Below are 18401 nucleotides of genomic sequence, written 5' to 3' on the forward strand. Positions count from 1 at the left end.
TTGGCACGCTGTTGAGTTCTCAAGGAACGGACGCTTCCTTTGTACTCACCCTCTCGGGCTTTCCTCCGGGCTTTCGTTCGGTATTTCGTGTTTCCAACCTTACCAGATCCGCTTTTCCGTTCCGTTTCCGGTTCGGAGTTTGTTTCTGGTGGCCGGGTGGAGTGGCCTTTTGCCTTTCGGCTTGTCCCCGACTTTATCAGAAGCATTTCGGCCGACCTAATCGGCTTCATGATTCGAATTTGAATCGAGTGACTCTCCAGGAAGTAATACCAACCGGAGAGCGAGACAGATGCTCACAGTTGCCAGTGGGTACGTCCACCCGTTGCAACCGTTTAAATCTACCTCCCCACGCCTGCCGTGTCAACAGCTCTTGTGGGGCGGACAGGACAGTACCAGCTCAGAGGGGTCGTACGCACATCACGCGGCGGTGGGGAGTTCGGCGCTTCGGTCTGTCTCCTCGACGTCGCCCTGGTCGCCTGCCCGGGCTGCTCGGCCGCCGAGGATGTAGACGTACGCGAGGAACGCCAGTTCGGCGACGACCCCGATCGCGATGCGGGCCCAGGTGGGGAGGCCGGACGGCGTGACGAAGCCTTCGATCACGCCGGCGACGAACAGGATCAGTGCGAGGCCGATCGCCATGCCCAGGGCCGCGCGTCCCTCCTGGGCCAAGGCGGCGCGGCGGGTTCGGGGGCCCGGGTCGATGAGGGTCCAGCCGAGGCGCAGACCCGTGCCGGCGGCCACGAAGACGGCGGTGAGTTCCAGGAGGCCGTGCGGGATGACGAGGCCCAGGAAGACGTCGAGGCGGCCGGCCGAGGACATCAGGCCGAAAGCGACGCCCAGGTTCAGCATGTTGAGGAAGAGGATCCAGAGGACCGGGAAGCACAGGAAAGCGCCCAGGACCAGGCACATGGCGGCCGCCTGGGCGTTGTTCGTCCACACCTGGGCGGCGAAGGACGCGGCGGGGTGGCTGGAGTAGTACGTCTCGTACTGGCCGCCCGGGCGGGTCATGTCGCGGAGCTCCCCGGGGGCCGCGATCGCGGACTGGACCTCGGGGTGGGTGGCGATCCACGAGCCGATGACCGCGGCCACGGCGATGGAGAGCAGCGCGGTGGGGACCCACCAGTGGCGGGTGCGGTAGACGGCCGCGGGAAACCCCGCGGTCAGGAAGCGGGTGGCGTCGCGCCAGGAGGCGCGGCGGGTACCGGTCACGGTGGCGCGGGCCCGGGCCACGAGGTGGGTGAGGCGCGCGGTGAGCGTGGGGTCCGGGGCGGTCGACTGGATCAGCGAGAGGTGGGTGGCCGTGCGCTGGTAAAGGGCGACCAGTTCGTCGGCTTCCGCGCCGGTGAGGCGGCGGCCGCGGCGCAGGAGGTGGTCCAGTCGGTCCCACTCTGCGTGGTGGGCGGTGACGAAGACGTCGAGGTCCATGATCGGCTGCTGCTCCAGGCCCTGGGTCCGTACGGTCCGTACTGCGCGGCGCGCGCTGCGGGCCAGCTTGGCAGACTGGGGATTCAGGGGGCAGGGACGGGGCGGAAGAGCTGCCATGGGTGGCGGAGGGTGGGTTTCCGGTGAGTGAGCTTGTTACGGGTGACGCGGTCGTACTGGGGCTGCGGCCTGCAAGGCTGCCCAGCCGGGCGCTTGCTCTGGCGATCGACATGGCAGTGGTGTGGACGGTCTACCTGAGTGTGTCGGTGGGCCTGGCGATAGCCACCGCCTCGCTCGACGAGGCGGCGGGCATGGCGGTCGCGGTGGCGTCGTTTCTGCTGGTGCTGGTCGGGGCTCCGATCGCCGTGGAGACGCTCACGCACGGGCGGTCGCTGGGGAAGATGGCGTGCGGCCTGCGGGTGGTGCGGGACGACGGGGGGCCGATCCGGTTCCGGCACGCGTTGGTCCGGGGGGCCGTGGGGGTGGTGGAGATCCTGATGACGTTCGGGGTCGTCGCCTGTATCGCCTCGCTGGTGTCGGAGCGGGGGCGGCGGATCGGCGACGTGTTCGCGGGGACTCTCGTCGTACGGGAAAGGGTGTCCGCCGGGCGGGTGGGTGCGGTGCCGCCTCCGCCGCCGTGGCTGGTGGGGCGGTTCGCCACTCTTGATCTCTCCGGAGTACCGGACGGGCTGTGGCTCGCGATACGCCAGTACCTGACGCGGATGGGGCAGCTGGATCCGCAGGTGAGCTGGTCGATGGCTGAGCGGTTGGCCAGGGATCTGGCGCAGCGTACGGGGGCGCCGGCGCCGCGGGAGGTGCCGCCTGCGGCGTACCTGGCCGCCGTGGTGAGCGAGCGGCAGGCGCGGGATGCGCGGCGGGTGGGGAGCGGCGGGGTTGGGGTGGATGTGGGTGGCGGTGGGGGTGCCGCGGCTCCGGGGGCGAGTGCTTGGGGGTCCGGAGGTGTGCGGCTGGGGGCGGGTGCGGGTTCGGGGGCTGGTGGCAGTGCGGGGCTGGGGGCGGGCTGGGGTGCTGGTGCCAGTGCGGGGCTGGGTGCCGATGGGGGTGCGCGTGCCGGTTCGGGTTCCGGTTCGGATCTGGGTACGGCCGCCGGTCCGGGTGCGGGTGCCGGTGCAGGGCCGGATGCCGGTGCTGGTGCTGGTGCTGGGCGGGAGGAGAACGGGGTGCGGGTGAGTGCTGCGGCGGAAGTGCGAGGGGCTTCCGGCGGGACCGGGGCGTCGGGTCGGACCGGGTTCGCGCCGCCGGCTTAGGGCGGCGGGCTCCCCGACCTCGCCGCTCCGTCTCGGGCGCTGCTCGGATGCCGGATGGCCGACGGGCTGAGGCCCGGGCGGGGGCTTGGCCGTCGCGTTACCGAGGCGCGGCCACTGTCGTCAGACGCCCGCCCGTCGGGCGGGCGACGATGCAGGGCGGTGGCACATGGCGGCGTCCATGTCACGGGGCTGAGGAGTCCGGACGAGGCTTGGGCCGTCGCATTACCGAAGTGGGCCACTGACGTCGGGCGGGGCGACGGTTAGGGCCGCCTGCGCACGGCGGCGGTCCGTTCACAGGGCTGGGGATCCGGATGGGGCCTGGCGGGGGCCGTCGTGTTGCCGACGCACGAGGGGGCGGACTCGGACGGGGGAGGTCGCGGCGGTGGTGGCTGTGGTCAGGGGAAGGTCGACGGTGGGGTTTCCAGGTGTTCCAGTTCCAGGCCGGGGGCTGACAGGACCACGTCCCCGGCGATGTGGACGAGGTGCTGTTCGCCGGTGTCCAGGGCGTTGACCTGGTACTCGTCCACCATCAGGGGGCCATTGTCAGTGGCATGCGCTTCACTCTTCAGCAAGGCCCAGGACTGGTCGATCGTGCGGGGGGCCAGGACCGGGTCGGTGAAGGCGACCAGGCGGACGCGAGTGGCGGGGGAACCGGGGGTGAGCCTCAGGAGACGGGTGGTGGCGATGAGGAAGGCCGGGGATGTGCCGGTGAAGGTGTGCGCGGGCGCGTTGCCTTCGGTGGCGTGAGCGCCGGTCGGGTCGGTACGGACCCAGGTGACACCGTCGATGGCGGCGCCCCGGACCTGCCAGCTCGCGGCGTGCAGTTCGAGGCGGATGGGGCGGCCGAGTTCGTCGATGGCCAGGTCGACGGAGCCGGCGTGGTCGCCTGAGGGGGCCGTGATCTGCGAGACGTAACGCCAGCCGGAGGGGCCGGGTGCGCAGTGGAAGTGTTCTTCGCCCAGGGGGGTGTGGTCGTGGGGGTCGTGGAGCGAATAACGGCCGCGGGGCATGGGTCTCGGGTCCTTAGGGGTCCGACATGGGGCAGGCCCCCGACACGGGGGTGCGGGGGCCTGCCTGCAGGTTACTGCTGCTGAGTGCCGAGCGTACGGCTCAGTAGCGGTAGTGGTCGGACTTGTACGGGCCCTCGACCTCGACGCCGATGTAGGCGGCCTGCTCGGGGCGGAGGGTGGTGAGCTTGACGCCGAGGGCGTCGAGGTGGAGGCGGGCGACCTTCTCGTCGAGGTGCTTGGGCAGCACGTAGACGTCCGTCGGGTACTCCTCGGGCTTGGTGAACAGCTCGATCTGGGCCAGCGTCTGGTCCGCGAAGGAGTTGGACATCACGAACGAGGGGTGGCCGGTGGCGTTGCCCAGGTTCAGCAGGCGGCCCTCGGAGAGGACGATGATGACCTTGCCGTCGGGGAACGTCCAGGTGTGAACCTGCGGCTTGACCTCGTCCTTGACGATGCCGGGGACGGCGGCGAGGCCGGCCATGTCGATCTCGTTGTCGAAGTGGCCGATGTTGCCGACGATCGCCTGGTGCTTCATCTTGGCCATGTCCGCGGCCATGATGATGTCCTTGTTGCCGGTCGTGGTGATGAAGATGTCGGCGGTCTCGACGACGTCGTCGAGCGTCGCCACCTGGTAGCCGTCCATCGCCGCCTGCAGAGCGCAGATCGGGTCGATCTCCGTGATGATCACCCGGGCGCCCTGGCCGCGCAGCGACTCCGCGCACCCCTTGCCCACGTCGCCGTAACCGCAGACGACGGCGACCTTGCCGCCGATCAGGACGTCGGTGGCGCGGTTGATGCCGTCGATGAGGGAGTGGCGGCAGCCGTACTTGTTGTCGAACTTCGACTTCGTCACGGCGTCGTTCACGTTGATCGCCGGGAAGAGGAGGGTGCCGTCCCGGTGCATCTCGTACAGGCGGTGGACACCGGTGGTGGTCTCCTCCGTGACGCCGCGGATCTCGGAGGCCAGCTGGGTCCACTTCTGCGGGCTCTCACCGAGGGTGCGGTTGAGGAGCGTGAGGATGTGGGCGTACTCCTCGCTGTCCGCGGTGGACGGGTCCGGGGCGGCTCCGGCCTTCTCGAACTCGACGCCCTTGTGGACGAGGAGGGTGGCGTCGCCGCCGTCGTCGAGGATCATGTTCGGGCCGCCGGTGGGCGTGTTCGGCCAGGTCAGGGCCTGCTCCGTGCACCACCAGTACTCCTCGAGGGTTTCGCCCTTCCAGGCGAAGACCGGGACGCCGGCCGGGGCGTCGGGGGTGCCGTTCGGGCCCACCGCGATGGCCGCCGCGGCGTGGTCCTGGGTGGAGAAGATGTTGCAGGAGGCCCAGCGGACGTCGGCGCCCAGGGCGACCAGCGTCTCGATGAGGACGGCCGTCTGCACGGTCATGTGCAGGGAGCCGGTGATGCGGGCGCCGGCCAGGGGCTGGGCGGCGGCGTACTCCTTGCGGATCGACATCAGGCCGGGCATCTCGTGCTCGGCGAGGGTGATCTCCTTGCGGCCGAAGGCGGCGAGCGAGAGGTCGGCGACCTTGAAGTCCTGGCCGGTTGCGACAGTCGTCATGCGGGCTGCTCCTCGTGGATATGGGTCGAGGTGGGTACGGCTGACTCTGCGGCGGCGGGCATACGAGTGCCCGGGCGCTCGCAGCGCAGTCCGTCGGAGGCCCTCTCTCCCTCGGCCGGCCCACCGGACCGCCCGACCGCCATCAGCAGCGACGTCTGGCTAGGTCACGAATCTACACCGATCGGCCCAGCGGTCCCCAGCCGCCCTGGTCAGACGTACGCCGCTGTCGGCCCGCGCACGGGAGGGCTCTAGCGTGTGGGCGGCAGATTCCGGGGAGGGGGTGGGATGCGACAGGCGACAACGACGGGCGGGCGGCCTGCCGGCAGGGGGCTGGGGATCGCGGCGGTCGTGCTGCTGATCACCGGGGCGGTGCTCGCGGCGGCCGGTCTCGGCATGGGGCGGGGCGGGTACCAGGCCTCGAAGGTCGGCGGCGACAACATGAGCCCGACGTACCGGCAGGGCGAGACGATCGTCGCGGAGGAGATGTCCGGCGACGACGTGCGGCATGGGGACGTGGTGCTCCATTCGGCTCCCGAGCGGGTTCGGGAGGGGCTCAGCCTGCAGCGGGTGGTCGCCCTGGGCGGCGACCGGGTGGCCTACCGCGACGGCGACACGTCGGTGACGCTGAACGGCGCGCCGCTCGACGAGCCGTACGTGCGCGACGGCGTCGCGGGTGTGGCGGGGGCGGCGTTCGACGTCACGGTGCCCGAGGGGCGGATGTTCCTGCTCGGGGAAAACCGGGGGAACTCGCGGGATTCGCGGTTCTTCCTCTCCGAGCGGTCCGGAACGGTCGCCGTTTCCCGGGTGCGCGCCACGGTGCTGGACGACTGGACGGTTCCCCTCGTGCTGGTCGCGGCGGGAATGGCGGGTGCCCTGCTGTTCCTGACCGGTGGGGGCCTCGGGGTGGCCGCCCTGGTGGTGCGGCGCCGGCGGGTGGCGGCCCTTCCCGGCCCGGCGTGGACGGCCGCGCCGCCGCCTCCGGCGTAACCAGAAGGCCCCCGCCGGTGGATCGGCGGGGGCCTTCGTCGTGACGGGTGCGGTGTCAGTGAGCGGAAGGGCCGCCCGGGCTGGTCGCGGGGTTCTCGCCGGCCGCTGCCGCCGACTCGCTGTAGATGTCCGGCTCCAGGTAGATCACCCGGGCGATCGGGACGGCCGCGCGGATGCGGTCCTCCGCCGCGTTGATCGCGTGCGCGACCTCGGTGGCGGTCTCGTCGTGCCGGACCGCGATCTTGGCGGCGACCAGCAGCTCCTCGGGGCCGAGGTGGAGCGTGCGCATGTGGATGACGCGGGTGACCGTCTCGCCGTCCACGAGCGCGGCCTGAATCTTGTCGACGTCCTCCGTGCCCGCCGCCTCACCGAGGAGGAGCGACTTGGTCTCGGCGGCCAGGACGATCGCGATGACGATCAGCAGGACGCCGATGCACAGGGTGCCGATGCCGTCCCATACGCCGTCGCCCGTGGCGATCGCGAGGCTGACGCCGACGAGGGCCAGAATCAGACCGACCAGTGCGCCGAGGTCCTCGAGGAGGACGACCGGCAGCTCGGGGGCCTTCGCACGGCGGATGAAGTCCTTCCAGGAGAGGTTCCCGCGGGTCTGGTTGGACTCCACGATCGCCGTACGGAAGGAGAAGCTCTCCGCGATGATCGCGAAGACGAGGACGCCGACCGGCCAGTACCACGCCTCGATCTCGTGCGGGTGCTTGATCTTCTCGTAGCCCTCGTAGATGGCGAACATGCCACCGACGGAGAACAGCACGATGGAGACCAGGAAGGCGTAGATGTAGCGCTCGCGCCCGTAACCGAAGGGGTGCTGGGGGGTCGCCTCGCGCTTGGCCTTCTTGCCGCCGAGCAGCAGCAGGCCCTGGTTGCCCGAGTCGGCGAGCGAGTGCACGCTCTCCGCGAGCATCGAGGACGAGCCACTGAAGAGGAACGCCACGAATTTGGCTACTGCGATCGCGAGGTTGGCGGCGAGTGCCGCGACGATCGCCTTGGTTCCGCCTGACGCACTCATGGGTGCCGGATGTCCCTTCCTTGGTGCCGCGGCCCTGGCGCCGCCGTACGGCCGCACATTGTTGCAGCTTGTCGGGGCGGCGTGTGCGGACGGTACGTCAGGCGACCACTGTGGCGCGGAAGAGCGTGCCGGTACCGGACAAATCAACCGATTCGCCTGCCGGTACGAACACGGACTCGCCGGGCGCGAGCGCCAGTTCGCCGGCGCTGACGCTGCCCGCCGTGCACAGCAGGATCTGCGGGGTGGCCGACGGGAGGGTGCGGGGGGCGGCGCCGGGGGCGAGGACGTGGCGCGAGAGGCGGAACTCGTCGATCGGAGTGTCGTACAGCTCCTCCCCGGTGGAGGACGACGCCTCCGGGCGCAGGATGCCGGGGTCGCGGGCCTCGAAGCGGACGACGCGCAGGAGTTCCGGGACGTCCACGTGCTTGGGCGTCAGGCCGCAGCGCAGCACGTTGTCCGAGTTCGCCATGATCTCGACGCCGAGGCCGCTGAGGTACGCGTGCGGTACGCCGGCGCCGAGGAAGAGCGCCTCGCCGGGCTGGAGCCGTACGTAGTTGAGCAGCATGGCGGCGATGACGCCCGGATCGCCGGGGAAGTGGTGCGCGAGGGCCGCGTACGGGGCGAACGCGCCGCCCAGGCGGTCGGCGGCGGCAGCGGCGGACGTGACGGTCTCGGCCATCTCGGCGCGGTCGGCCGACAGTACGGCGGTGAGCACCTCGCGCAGGGCGGCGTCCTCGGGGTGGGCGTGCAGCAGGTCGACGTACGGCTTGAGGGAGTCGACGTCGAGTGCGGCGAGTGCGTCGGCCGACGCGGCCGGGTCGCGGAAGCCGCAGAGGCCCTCGAAGGGGGTGAGGGCGCAGAGCAGTTCGGGCTTGTGGTTCGGGTCCTTGTAGTTGCGGTGCGGGGCGTCGACCGGGACCCCGGCGCTCTCCTCGGCGGCGTACCCCTGCTTCGCCTGGGCGAGGTCCGGGTGGACCTGGAGGGAGAGGGGGGCGCCGGCCGCGAGGATCTTCAGGAGGAAGGGGAGGCGGGGGCCGAATTTCCGTACGACGGCTTCGCCCAGTTCCGCCTCGGGGGCCGCGTCGATGACGGCCGACAGCGGCCGTTCGCCCGCACCGTCGCCGCGGTCGACGCGGGAGGGGGCGCCGGGGTGGTCCCCCATCCACATCTCGGCCTGCGGTTCACCGGTGGGCGTGGTGCCGAGGAGGGCCGGGATGGCTGTCGTGGAGCCCCAGGCGTAGGGGCGCACGGTGTTCGAGAGGCGGTCCATGGGGCTTCCCCTGGGTGTGGTGACTTCGCTTGTGGTGACCCTTGGCGGTGACGCCGGCGGTGGCGCTCGTGGTGACCTTGTTACCCGTGGGGTGGGGTGGTGGTGCCGGTGGTGCCGCGGTCGGGTACTGGTGTGCCTGCTCATGATCCGCCTGCGGAAGCGAGCGCCAGGTAAACGGCGGCGAAATCCGTGATGGCGAGCATCTCCGCCAGGTTCTCCAGTTCGCTGCCGTCCTCCGGCTCGATCTCGCTGATGGCGGTGTCGTGGCTCAGCGCGAGTTCGCGGGCGGCCGGGGCGGCGGTCATCCCACCGGTCGGGCGGTCCCGCAGCAGCACCACGCGGGCGTGCAGCGCCTGTGCCTCGTTGACGCGGTCGCGGAAGAAGTCGTCGGGGTCGGCTCCGGCGGCGAAGGCTCCGGAGAGCAGCACGCCGTGGGCGGGCAGGGCCTCGGGGAGTTCCGCGGAGAGGGCGGGGCGTCCGGCCAGTTCGGCCAGTACGGCGGCGAAGCGGCGGCCGACAGGGCCGGCGTACGCGCCCTCCGTCCAGATGAGCGGGAGCGAGTCGGCGAGCTCGGACGCGAGCGTCTTGGCCGGGTTGCCGTACATGGCGATGGCCGGGCCGCAGCGCTCCGCGGTGCGGTCGAGGCGGTCGGCGACGAGCCGGAGGGTGTCCGAGGGCGCGGAGATCAGGCCGAGGCGGTCGAAGAGGACGAGCAGCGGGGTCAGGAGCGCCCAGAGGGCCGCGGGGCCGGTCGCCGTGCCCTCGTCGTACTCCTCGTACGGGGCGGTAGCCATCGGTACGACCAGGCCGTGCACGCCGTTGACGGACTCGCTCAGCGGGGAGCGCTGCGGGGCCACGGCGACGACCGTGCAGCCACGGCGGTACGCCTGTTCGGCCAGGACGGCGAGACCCGGTTCGGCGCCGTCCGGGGTGACGAGGAGCAGGAGGTCGACCGAGCCCGCCCAGCCCGGCAGCGCCCAGCGCAGGGCGCCGGCGGCGGGGGCGACTCCGGTGGAGTTCAGGCGGGTGACGGGGCAGGCGGCGCCGGCCAGGGTGACCAGCAGGTCGGCCACGCCGTTGGCGGCGGTGCCGGGGCCCGCGATCAGTACGGCGCGGGGGCGGCCCTCCGGTTTGATCTCGGCCAGGCCGGCCTCCGTCGCGTGCCGGGCGGCGGTCCGTACCCGGGCGCCTGCCTCGGCGGCGCCGCGCAGCAGGCCGCGGCGGTCGGCGCGGGCCAGGGACTCCGGGTCGTCGAGCAACGACTCGTCGAGCATGGTGCGAGCCTCCGATCGCCGGGCGCGTGGCCTGTGGTGGGGCGCTGCGCGGGGTGGGGGTGGGGCGTCAGGCTGGGCGGGGCGTGCGGGCCGGCGTCAGGCGGGGCGGCGGGCCTCGTCGACGAGGAGCACCGGGATGCCGTCCCGTACCGGGTAGGCCAGGCCGCAGTCGTCGCTGGTGCAGATCAGCTCGGGCGTGTCCGAGGCGGACGCGTCGCTGAGGGGCGCGTGGCACGCGGGGCAGGCGAGGATCTCCAGAAGGCCGGCTTCGAGCGGCATGGGGTGGGTCCCTTCGAGCATGCGGAAACAGGGTACGGATCGGGCCAGGTCAGCCTACCGCCGGGTGGGGGGCGATGCGGGGTGGCGGGGCGCGGGTGTTGACGGGAGGGCGCGCCGGGAGGGGAGCGGGGCTCCGGAGCGCGTGATGCAGAGGCCCGGCGGGGCTGGATCGCGCGACCGGCGTCCGGCCCGCACAGGACGCCCTGCGTCCCACTCGCACAGCACGCCCCGCGTCCCCGGCACGGCCCCGGGGAACGAGGCGGTGTCGGGAGTCTCACCGGGCGATGCAACTGCCGTGGTCAGGCGCGGATCAGCGTCAGCGCCTCGTCGCGGGTCCGCGCCATCGTCGGCTCGTCCCTCGCCTCCACGTTCAGGCGCAGCAGCGGCTCCGTGTTCGACGGGCGGAGGTTGAACCACCAGTCGGCCGCGGTGACCGTCAGGCCGTCCAGTTCGTCGATCGTGACGCCGTCGCGGCCCTCGTACGCGGCCCTGACCGCCGCCATGCGGCCCGCCTGGTCGTCCACCGTGGAGTTGATCTCGCCGGATCCGGCGTAGCGGTCGTACTCCGCGACGAGGGCGGAGAGGGTGCCGTCCTGGCCGCCGAGGGCCGCGAGGACGTGGAGGGCGGCCAGCATGCCGGTGTCCGCGTTCCAGAAGTCGCGGAAGTAGTAGTGCGCCGAGTGCTCGCCGCCGAAGATCGCGCCGGTGCGGGCCATCTCCTCCTTGATGAAGGAGTGGCCGACGCGGGTGCGGACCGGGGTGCCGCCGTTCTCCCGTACGACCTCCGGGACGGACCACGAGGTGATCAGGTTGTGGATGACCGCGCCCTCGCCGCCGTTGCGCGCCAGCTCGCGCGCCGCGACCAGGGCGGTGATGGCGGACGGGGAGATGCCCTCGCCGCGCTCGTCCACCACGAAGCAGCGGTCCGCGTCGCCGTCGAAGGCCAGGCCGAGGTCGGCGCCGGTCTCGCGGACCTTGGCCTGGAGGTCGACGAGGTTCTTCGGGTCGAGCGGGTTGGCCTCGTGGTTCGGGAACGTGCCGTCCAGCTCGAAGTACAGGGGGACGAGGGTCAGCGGGAGGGAGTCGAAGACCGTGGGGACGGTGTGGCCGCCCATGCCGTTGCCCGCGTCGACCACGACCTTGAGGGGGCGCATCGCGGAGAGGTCGACCAGGGACAGCAGATGGGCCGCGTAGTCCTTCAACGTGTCACGCCGCGTGAGGGTTCCGATCCGGCTGGTGGCCGCTGCGGCCGGCGTCGCCGACCACTCCTCCACCAGGGCGCGGATCTCCGCCAGGCCGGTGTCCTGCCCCACCGGGGCGGCTCCCGCCCGGCACATCTTGATGCCGTTGTACTGCGCGGGGTTGTGCGAGGCCGTGAACATCGCGCCGGGCAGTCCGAGGCTCCCCGAGGCGAAGTACAGCTGGTCGGTCGAGCAGAGGCCGATCTCGGTGACGTCCACACCGCGCGCCGCCGCCCCGCGCGCGAACGCCCGGGACAGACCCGGCGACGAGGGCCGCATGTCGTGCCCGGTGACGATCGCGCCGGCACCCGTCACCTGGGCGAAGGCGGCTCCGAACAGCTCGGCCAGCGGCTCGTCCCACTGGTCGGGGACGACTCCGCGCACGTCGTACGCCTTGACGATCTGCGACAGATCAGCCCGCTCAGCAGCCACGGCCAGCCCCTCCTGAAGTCCTCTTGGTCGGCCCTGAGGCTACCCGTACGGACGAACAGGAGTGGTTTCAGGAGTCGGGGGAGCGCAGGACCCGCAGATGGCCGCGGCGCGCGACCTCCATCGGGTCGGCGGTGCGCGCCCCGCCGCTCGCCTCCGCCGCACGCTCGTGCGGTCTGGCGGCCTCGCGCACGGCGTTGGCCAGTGCTTCGAGATCGTCACCGCTCGGGTGGGCGGGGGCCGAGCCGTCGACGAGCCGCAGGACCTCCCAGCCGCGCGGCGCGGTCAGCCGGTCCGAGTGCTCGGCGCACAGGTCGTAGCAGTGGGGCTCGGCATAGGTGGCGAGCGGGCCGAGGACTGCGGTCGAGTCCGCGTAGACGTACGTCAGTGTCGCGACGGCAGGGCGGCCGCACGCGGTGCGCGAACAGCGACGTACAGGGCTCACGAGGTTGGACGGTACCGCACTCTTGAGCGGGCCGCGACGACTCTCCCCCACGTCACTCCACCGTGTCGCGGGTCTCGTCCCGTCCCAGGCGCCCCTTGCGCAACTGGCCCGACCTGCGCGGAGACCCGCGCGCACAGCCGGTCACCGGGCCGTGCCCAGTCGCCACTTGGGGCAAATGCCGTCAAGCGTCGCGAGATCGACGGTCGCGTACGGGCCTGAATTCGAGCCCAACCTTGGCTGGAATGCTCAATATGCGACATGCCGTCTGCCGTCCGTCCGGCGCGGCCGCACCGCCCCGATGAGGGCTACCCTGCGTCAGTGATGGACAGTCCCGTACCTCCCCTCCCCACCGGCCCGGGGCCCCGGCGGCGCGACCGGCACGGTCGCGGCATGCGCGGCCCGGTGGCGCCCCCTCAGGTGCCCCTGTCGACCAGCAGGGCCGCCGCCTTCGGCGATCTCGTGCAGGATTCGGTCGAGCGTCTGGAACGGCGGTGGCCGCAGCTCGCCGAGGTCGACTTCCTTGTGCTCGACGTGCCGCCCGCGGGCGGCGGCGACTCCGACGGCTGGGCCGCCGAGTCCGTTCCCCTCGGCGGCATGATCGCCGCGACGAGCGCCCATCCGGCGCGGATCGTCATCTACCGGCGGCCCGTCGAGATCCGGACCAAGAACCGGGACGAGCGGGCCATGTTCGTGCACGAGATCGTGGTGGAGCAGGTCGCCGAACTGCTCGGCCTGTCGCCGGAGTCCGTCGATCCGCGGTACGGGGACGCGGAGGGCGACGGCTGACGCCGTACGCCCCCTCGCGTCGCGCGGTCAGTCGTCCAGGACCGACAGGTCCTGTTCCGCCTCCGGCACCGAGACCGTCCCCCGGTCGTCCGGCATCGTCTGCACGGTGAACATCGGGATGCCGTCCTCGGGCAGGGCGAGCGCGCGCGACGCGTACACCGGGCCGCCCGACCGCGGTTCGACCGTCAGCGCGTACGAGCCCTTGAGCCCGGACGGCGCCGGCGGCTTCGTCACCGCGAGCGTGGTGCCCGCCGCGATCCTGTAGGTCTTGGTCACGGGCTCTCCGCCGCCGCTGCCCGCCGACGCGGTCACCTGGACCTCGGCCGCCTTGCCGGGCGCGGTCAGCGAGAGGACCGATCCCTTCGCCCTGTTGTCGGCCACCGTGGCCCTGTCCCCCACCTGCCTGGTCGCGGGGATGTACGCGATCTCCTGGGCGGCGCCCTTGCCGCGGGCCACGCGCAGGGCGGCGACGACGGGGGTCGGGCTGCTCTGCGCGGCCGGGTCGAGCAGCAGGGAGGCCGCCTCGCCCTTCGTGACGTCGGCGAGGTCGACGGCCATGGACATGCCCGCCTTGACGTGCAGGTTCTCGTGGCCGGCCGGGGTGATCGTGCCGGTGGGGCCCGCCAACCGCAGCTTCAGGTCGGCGTCCTCGTCACCGGGCGCGAAGACCACCAGGCGTACGGACGTCGCGTCCGCCGGGATGCCGGGCAGCACCGCGTCGGCGGACGCCTCGGCGGACGGCGCCAGCCAGTCGCTGCCGTCCTCCTCGTCGATGGCCTGTACGACGGCTCCGACGCGGCCGGTGCGGGTGGTGACGTGGACGGTCACGTTCTCGGCCCGGTCGGCGCTGAGCGTCGACAGCAGCACGGGGACGCTGGACCTGGCCGGGACCGTGATGCCCTCCCCCGTGTCCGTCTCCAGTGCGCCGTCCTGGCCGTACAGCTGGATGTCGGCGACGGCGGCGGTGTCGTCGGGGTTGGTGAGGTGGACGTAGTCCTGCCGCTCGGCGGCGGTGCTCGCACCCGGGAACCAGAAGCTGGTGTCGGGCGGCGTGCAGCTGACGCCGAGCAGGCCCCGCCCCTGGCCCGCGGTGACCTTGGTGGTCTGCTGGGCGGTCCAGCCGGGAGCCAGCAGCCCGTCGGCCGAGCCGACGAGAGCGGGGGCCTCGGCGGTGTTGGCGTCGGCGGTCCGGGGCTTGCCCGGTTCCTCCAGCGACAGGACCGGCTTGCTCGCGCCCCTGTCCCGGGCCTTGTCCTTGTCCTTCTTCTTGTCCTCGGGGTCGTCCGAGGCCGCCAGGGTCGCGTCCGTCGGGACGAGTTCGGCGGAGCCGCCCTTCGCGTCCGCGCCGCCCTTGCCCGCCGGGGTGAACGACGTGTACGTCGTCTCCGCCAGGTCGGAAGAGCTGGGCGCCGGGCACAGCAGGCTGGAGCGCTCCACCGGCATCCGCGCCGCGGTCTTCGCGCCGCCGGCCGTCGCGGCCTTACCGCCGCCGTCCGGCGCGGAGACCGCGGCGAACCCGGTGACCGCGGCCAGGGCGGTGGCGACGGCGATCAGGGAGAGGGTGGTGCGGTTCATCGGTTGTCGCTCCCGTCGGGACGCTGCTCGGGCTCGTTGCCGTCGGCGTAGGGCTGCTGCGGCTGCTGTCCGTAGCCGTAGGGGTCGTACTGACCCTCCTGGTACGGGTCGGCGGCCTGGTACCGGCCCTCCGGGTAGGAGCCGCCCTGGTACTGGTCCTGGCCCTGCTGGTACGGGTCGGCCCCGTACTGCCCGCCGTCGCCGTAGCCGGCCGCCTGGTACGGATCGCCCTGGTACTGCTCGCCGCCGTAGCCCTGGTGCTGTTCCTCACCGCCGTACGGCTGCTGCTGCCCGTACTCGGCTCCCGCGTAGGACTGCGCGTCCCACTCGTCGTACTGCTGCCCGCGGGGCGGCGACGCGTACGCGTCGCCGCTCCCTTCCTGCCGCTCCCGCTGCGGCTCGCCGTACGGGTCCGCGGCCGGCGGGGCCGGCGGCTGGTCGCCGGCCTGCTCCTGCTCGTCCTCCGGCCGGGGCGCGTCGGTCTGCGCCGCCGCGCGCAGCCTGCGCGCCCTGCGGCCCTCGCCCGCGACCGGCTGCGCGGGGATGTCGTACTCCTCCTCGGGGAGGTCGTCGTCGACCTCCCGGCGGCGGCCGGGCAGCGCGAGCACCACGAGGAGCAGGGCGAGGCCCACCTGGGTCCAGATCCACACCCTGTGGGTGACGGGAGCCTCGTACGTGAGGTCGAGCCGGCCGCCCTCGGCGGGCAGTGCGAAGCCCTGCGCCCAGCCGTCGACGGTCTTCTTCTCCAGTACGCGGCCGTCGAGCGTGGCCTGCCAGCCCTCGGCCGCCGAGTCCGCGATGCGCAGGACGCGTCCGGCCTCGCCGGCCGGGATGTCGGTGTGCGCCTCGACCGGGCTCGACGCGACGGACAGCGGCTCGCCGCCCTTGGCGCCGGAGACGATCACGGCCCGCGCGACTTGGCGGTCGACGCGCCACAGCGCGCTGCCGTCGAGCTGGCTCAGCCGGCTCAGACCGGGCGTCGAGTCGAGGACGCGGCTCATGGAGCGCGGCGCCCCGTCCCGGACGAGGACGTACCGGACGGCGTACCCGCCGAGCTGGTCGGCCTGGTCGGCGCCGGAGCCGGCGACGAGGTTCGAGACGATCCTGTCGAGCCGGGCGCTGCCGCCGCCGGCCTCGGTGAGCTCGCCGTCGCCCAGGCGGGCCCCGGAGCCGCGTACGAGCGTGTACGAGACCTTCGCGGCGGACGTGCCGCCGAGGACGAGGGTGCGCGCCTGGTCGCGGGTGCCGCTCTCCTCCGCGACGAACGCCGGCACCTGCACCGGGTCGCGCCGCTCCAGCGGTCCCGCGGCGCCGCCGATCATCCATCCGGCGGCGGCGAGCAGCGGTCCGGCCGCCGCGGCGAAGGCGATCAGCACGGCGACGGGCTGGCGCCAGCCGAAGCTCTGGGTGGCGACGCGTTCGCGCGCGCCGTCCGCGCCGAGCACGGTGGCGCCGATGAGCGCGAGGCCGTAGACGAGGGTCGCGGGGCCGGCCCAGCAGCCCTCCGCGGTGTTGGCGAACACGGCGAAGAGGAGGGAGACGAGCGCCACGGTCCACGCCGTGCGGATGGCGAAGGTGCGCTCACCGCGCAGGAGGGCCGCCAGGGCCGCGAGGACGACGCCGACGAGCAGCAGCCCGCCGGCCGCCTTGGGGCCTCCGGGGCTCGTGCCGAGCAGGTCGAGTGCGCCGGCCGGGCCCGTGCCGACGTCGAGCCCCGCCTCGCGGAAGAAGGCGGAGGGGCTGGTGAGGAGTGAGAGCGACCAGGGGGCGAGCATCAGCAGGGGGGTGCCGAGCGCGGCGAGGAAGCGCAGTCCGTACGCGGTGACGTCGCCGCGCCGCAGGACCAGTACGCCGATGCCGAGGACCAGGGCGATCAGCCACACGATCGGCGTGAACGCCGTCGCGAGGGTCAGCAGGAGCGCGTACGCCCAGACGGCGCGCCAGCCGGCCCGCCCGCCCCCGGCGCGCAGACCGCTCGCGGAGACGGCGCACCGCGCGATGAGCGGCAGCAGGACGGCCAGCACGGCCGTTCCGAGCCGCCCGGTGGCGAGGGCTCCGGTGGCGGCGGGCAGGAACGCGTACGCGACGGCCGCCCAGGCGCGCAGCAGCCGGGACTCGACGAGCGGACGCGAGACGAAGTAGGCGGTGAGGCCGGCCAGGGGCACCGAGCAGACCAGCAGCACGGTGAGCGCGAGCCCGGTGGAGCCCAGGAAGACGGCCGAGAGGGCGGCGAGCACGGCGAGGTAGGGCGGCGCCGTCTGGGTGCCGCCGGTGCCGATGGGGTGCCAGGCGTCGGCGTACCGCGACCAGAGGCCCGACACGTCGTCGGGGGCCGGCAGCAGGGCGCCGCCCGCGAGCGAGCCGCCGCCGAGGAGGCCGCGGCAGGCGACGAGCGAGACGAAGAGGAGCAGGAGGAAGAGCACCGGGCCCGGCTTGCGGGCGATCCGCTTCAGCCGCGCGAACTGCTCGATCTCCAGGTAGTCGGCGTCGTCGCCGCCGGGGCCCGACTCGACGACGCCGTGCCGTGAACCGGAGGCCGATTCGGGCTCGGAGCGGGAGCCGAAACTGCCGGCGACCTGTTCGACGGTGGCTCTGACGGTGGCGCCGGCCGGCGGGAAGAGGGGCCGCAGTTCGCTCGCCTCGACCTTGCCCTTCCCGCGCCGCTTCCTGGCCGAGAGGATCTTGCCGGGGCGCAGCAGCGTGCCCATCAGGCCGGTGACTTCGTCGACCGCCTGTCCGGGCGCCTTGCCGAGGAGGTAGGCGACGGTGCGCAGCAGCGTGCCGAGGACGAGGCGCAGCATGACGTACGGGAGGGCGGCGCCCCGCGCGTTCACGAGCATCGCGTAGACGGCGCCGGCCTTGTCCACGCGGTGCGGGTTGGCGACGGAGCGCCCGGCACAGTCGATGGGCCTGCGCTCGCGCGCGGCCGCTTCGGCGTGCCGCAGGACGGCGTCGGGGGCGACGAGGACGCGGTGGCCGGCGGCGTGGGCGCGCCAGCACAGGTCGACGTCGTCGCGCATGAGGGGCAGCCTGCGGTCGAATCCGCCGAGTTCCTCCCACACATCCCGGCGGACGAGCATGCCGGCGGTCGACACGGAGAGCACGGAGCGGACCTGGTCGTGCTGGCCCTGGTCCTGCTCGCGCCGGTCGAGGCCCGTCCAGCGGCGGCCGCTGTTGGCGATGGAGACGCCGACCTCCAGCAGCTGCTTCCTGTCGTACCAGCCGCGGAGTTTGGGGCCGATGATCGCGGCGTGCTCGTCGGAGTCGGCGACCCGCAGCAGTTCGGCGAGCGCGTCCGGCTCGGGCGCGCAGTCGTCGTGCAGCAGCCACAGCCACTGCACCGGTTCGCCGTGCGGCAGTTCGGGCATGTCGTACGCGTCGTCGCGCCACGTCCTGCTCACCGGGTCCCAGCCGGAGGGGCGCTTGAGGTACGGCAGGTCCTCGGGGGTCAGCACCTGGGCGCTGCGGACCGCCTCGTCGACGGCCGTTCCGAAGCCGGAGCGGCGCGCGAGGTGCAGCACGCGCTCGGGACCGATGGCCTCGGTGACGAGTTCGGCGGAGTCGTCCGCGCTGCCGGTGTCGGCGGCGACGACGTTCTGCACGGGGCGTTCCTGCCCCAGCAGACCGGCGAGGGCGTCGGGCAGCCAGCGCGCTCCGTCGTGGGAGACGAGCACGGCGGTGACGACATGCCGGGGGAACTCGGGAGCGGCCGCCGCGTACGGCGCCGACGTTTGGCTGTGCACGGACATCGGGGTACGGGCCCTCCGGCCGGGGTCCGGGGGTCGCCCCCCGGAAGGCTGCTGTCTGACTGCGTCGACGCGCGCGACCCGTGG

Annotated in this window: 14 protein-coding genes; 3 read left to right on the forward strand and 11 right to left on the reverse strand. The window is 72.9% G+C overall.

The window, feature by feature from the left end; genetic code table 11:
* Positions 1-417: 417 nt before the first annotated feature.
* Complete coding sequence (locus tag AC07FK_RS19790) at positions 418-1425, reverse strand: stage II sporulation protein M (protein WP_479106501.1); 1008 nt, start codon at positions 1423-1425, stop codon at positions 418-420.
* Positions 1426-1565: 140 nt separating this feature from the next.
* On the opposite strand from AC07FK_RS19790, the gene AC07FK_RS19795 reads away from it, so the two are divergent.
* Positions 1566-2690, forward strand: coding sequence for an RDD family protein (locus tag AC07FK_RS19795; RefSeq protein WP_479106208.1), 1125 nt, complete (start codon positions 1566-1568; stop codon positions 2688-2690).
* A gap of 395 nt (positions 2691-3085) precedes the next feature.
* On the opposite strand, the gene AC07FK_RS19800 is transcribed toward AC07FK_RS19795, so the two are convergent.
* Both AC07FK_RS19800 and ahcY read right to left on the reverse strand, forming a co-directional pair.
* The gene (locus AC07FK_RS19800) at positions 3086-3700 is read right to left on the reverse strand and encodes a hypothetical protein (protein ID WP_479106209.1); all 615 of its coding nucleotides are present in this window, start codon (positions 3698-3700) and stop codon (positions 3086-3088) included.
* 100 nt (positions 3701-3800) lie between these two features.
* Positions 3801-5258 carry an adenosylhomocysteinase gene (gene ahcY, locus AC07FK_RS19805; RefSeq protein WP_479106210.1) on the reverse strand — a complete coding sequence of 486 codons (1458 nt, stop codon included), beginning with the start codon at positions 5256-5258 and terminating at the stop codon, positions 3801-3803.
* Between the two features lie 285 nt (positions 5259-5543).
* Between ahcY and lepB the strand changes: the two genes are divergently transcribed.
* Complete coding sequence (lepB, locus tag AC07FK_RS19810; RefSeq protein WP_479106211.1) at positions 5544-6245, forward strand: signal peptidase I; 702 nt, start codon at positions 5544-5546, stop codon at positions 6243-6245.
* Positions 6246-6300: 55 nt separating this feature from the next.
* Here lepB and AC07FK_RS19815 read toward each other — a convergent pair whose 3' ends face one another.
* From AC07FK_RS19815 to AC07FK_RS19840, 6 genes are all read right to left on the reverse strand, one after another.
* Positions 6301-7269 (reverse strand): cation diffusion facilitator family transporter, encoded by a 969-nt coding sequence (locus tag AC07FK_RS19815; RefSeq protein ID WP_479106212.1) that lies wholly within the window; start codon positions 7267-7269, stop codon positions 6301-6303.
* A 97-nt stretch (positions 7270-7366) separates the two neighbouring features.
* Entirely contained in the window at positions 7367-8539 is a 1173-nt protein-coding gene (gene manA, locus AC07FK_RS19820) for a mannose-6-phosphate isomerase, class I (protein ID WP_479106213.1), read from the reverse strand.
* A 140-nt stretch (positions 8540-8679) separates the two neighbouring features.
* Entirely contained in the window at positions 8680-9813 is a 1134-nt protein-coding gene (locus AC07FK_RS19825; RefSeq protein WP_479106214.1) for an SIS domain-containing protein, read from the reverse strand.
* Between the two features lie 96 nt (positions 9814-9909).
* Positions 9910-10092 (reverse strand): Trm112 family protein, encoded by a 183-nt coding sequence (locus AC07FK_RS19830; RefSeq protein ID WP_479106502.1) that lies wholly within the window; start codon positions 10090-10092, stop codon positions 9910-9912.
* A 299-nt stretch (positions 10093-10391) separates the two neighbouring features.
* Entirely contained in the window at positions 10392-11765 is a 1374-nt protein-coding gene (locus AC07FK_RS19835) for a phosphomannomutase/phosphoglucomutase (protein ID WP_479106215.1), read from the reverse strand.
* Between the two features lie 67 nt (positions 11766-11832).
* Positions 11833-12207, reverse strand: a complete 375-nt coding sequence (locus tag AC07FK_RS19840) for a DUF3499 domain-containing protein (protein WP_453402880.1) — start codon at positions 12205-12207, stop codon at positions 11833-11835.
* A gap of 321 nt (positions 12208-12528) precedes the next feature.
* Between AC07FK_RS19840 and AC07FK_RS19845 the strand changes: the two genes are divergently transcribed.
* Positions 12529-12993: a metallopeptidase family protein gene (locus tag AC07FK_RS19845; RefSeq protein ID WP_479106503.1), complete on the forward strand. Its 465-nt coding sequence runs from the start codon at positions 12529-12531 to the stop codon at positions 12991-12993.
* Between the two features lie 27 nt (positions 12994-13020).
* Here AC07FK_RS19845 and AC07FK_RS19850 read toward each other — a convergent pair whose 3' ends face one another.
* Entirely contained in the window at positions 13021-14568 is a 1548-nt protein-coding gene (locus tag AC07FK_RS19850) for a DUF5719 family protein (protein WP_479106216.1), read from the reverse strand.
* On the reverse strand, positions 14565-18317 hold the full coding sequence (locus AC07FK_RS19855) for a glycosyltransferase family 2 protein (protein WP_479106217.1): 3753 nt from the start codon (positions 18315-18317) through the stop codon (positions 14565-14567). Before AC07FK_RS19855 ends, AC07FK_RS19850 begins: the two co-directional genes overlap by 4 nt.
* Positions 18318-18401 lie beyond the last annotated feature (84 nt).

It is taken from the genome of Streptomyces sp. NPDC046122, assembly GCF_056429965.1.

Excerpts from the sequence above, each read along its gene's own strand:
- AC07FK_RS19830 (WP_479106502.1), bottom strand. The coding sequence starts at position 10,092 with ATGCCGCTCGAAGCCGGCCTTCTGGAGATCCTCGCCTGCCCCGCGTGC.
- lepB (WP_479106211.1), top strand. The coding sequence starts at position 5,544 with ATGCGACAGGCGACAACGACGGGCGGGCGGCCTGCCGGCAGGGGGCTG.
- AC07FK_RS19850 (WP_479106216.1), bottom strand. The coding sequence starts at position 14,568 with ATGAACCGCACCACCCTCTCCCTGATCGCCGTCGCCACCGCCCTGGCC.
- AC07FK_RS19800 (WP_479106209.1), bottom strand. The coding sequence starts at position 3,700 with ATGCCCCGCGGCCGTTATTCGCTCCACGACCCCCACGACCACACCCCC.
- manA (WP_479106213.1), bottom strand. The coding sequence starts at position 8,539 with ATGGACCGCCTCTCGAACACCGTGCGCCCCTACGCCTGGGGCTCCACG.
- AC07FK_RS19790 (WP_479106501.1), bottom strand. The coding sequence starts at position 1,425 with ATGGACCTCGACGTCTTCGTCACCGCCCACCACGCAGAGTGGGACCGA.
- AC07FK_RS19815 (WP_479106212.1), bottom strand. The coding sequence starts at position 7,269 with ATGAGTGCGTCAGGCGGAACCAAGGCGATCGTCGCGGCACTCGCCGCC.
- AC07FK_RS19825 (WP_479106214.1), bottom strand. The coding sequence starts at position 9,813 with ATGCTCGACGAGTCGTTGCTCGACGACCCGGAGTCCCTGGCCCGCGCC.
- AC07FK_RS19845 (WP_479106503.1), top strand. The coding sequence starts at position 12,529 with ATGGACAGTCCCGTACCTCCCCTCCCCACCGGCCCGGGGCCCCGGCGG.
- ahcY (WP_479106210.1), bottom strand. The coding sequence starts at position 5,258 with ATGACGACTGTCGCAACCGGCCAGGACTTCAAGGTCGCCGACCTCTCG.
- AC07FK_RS19855 (WP_479106217.1), bottom strand. The coding sequence starts at position 18,317 with ATGTCCGTGCACAGCCAAACGTCGGCGCCGTACGCGGCGGCCGCTCCC.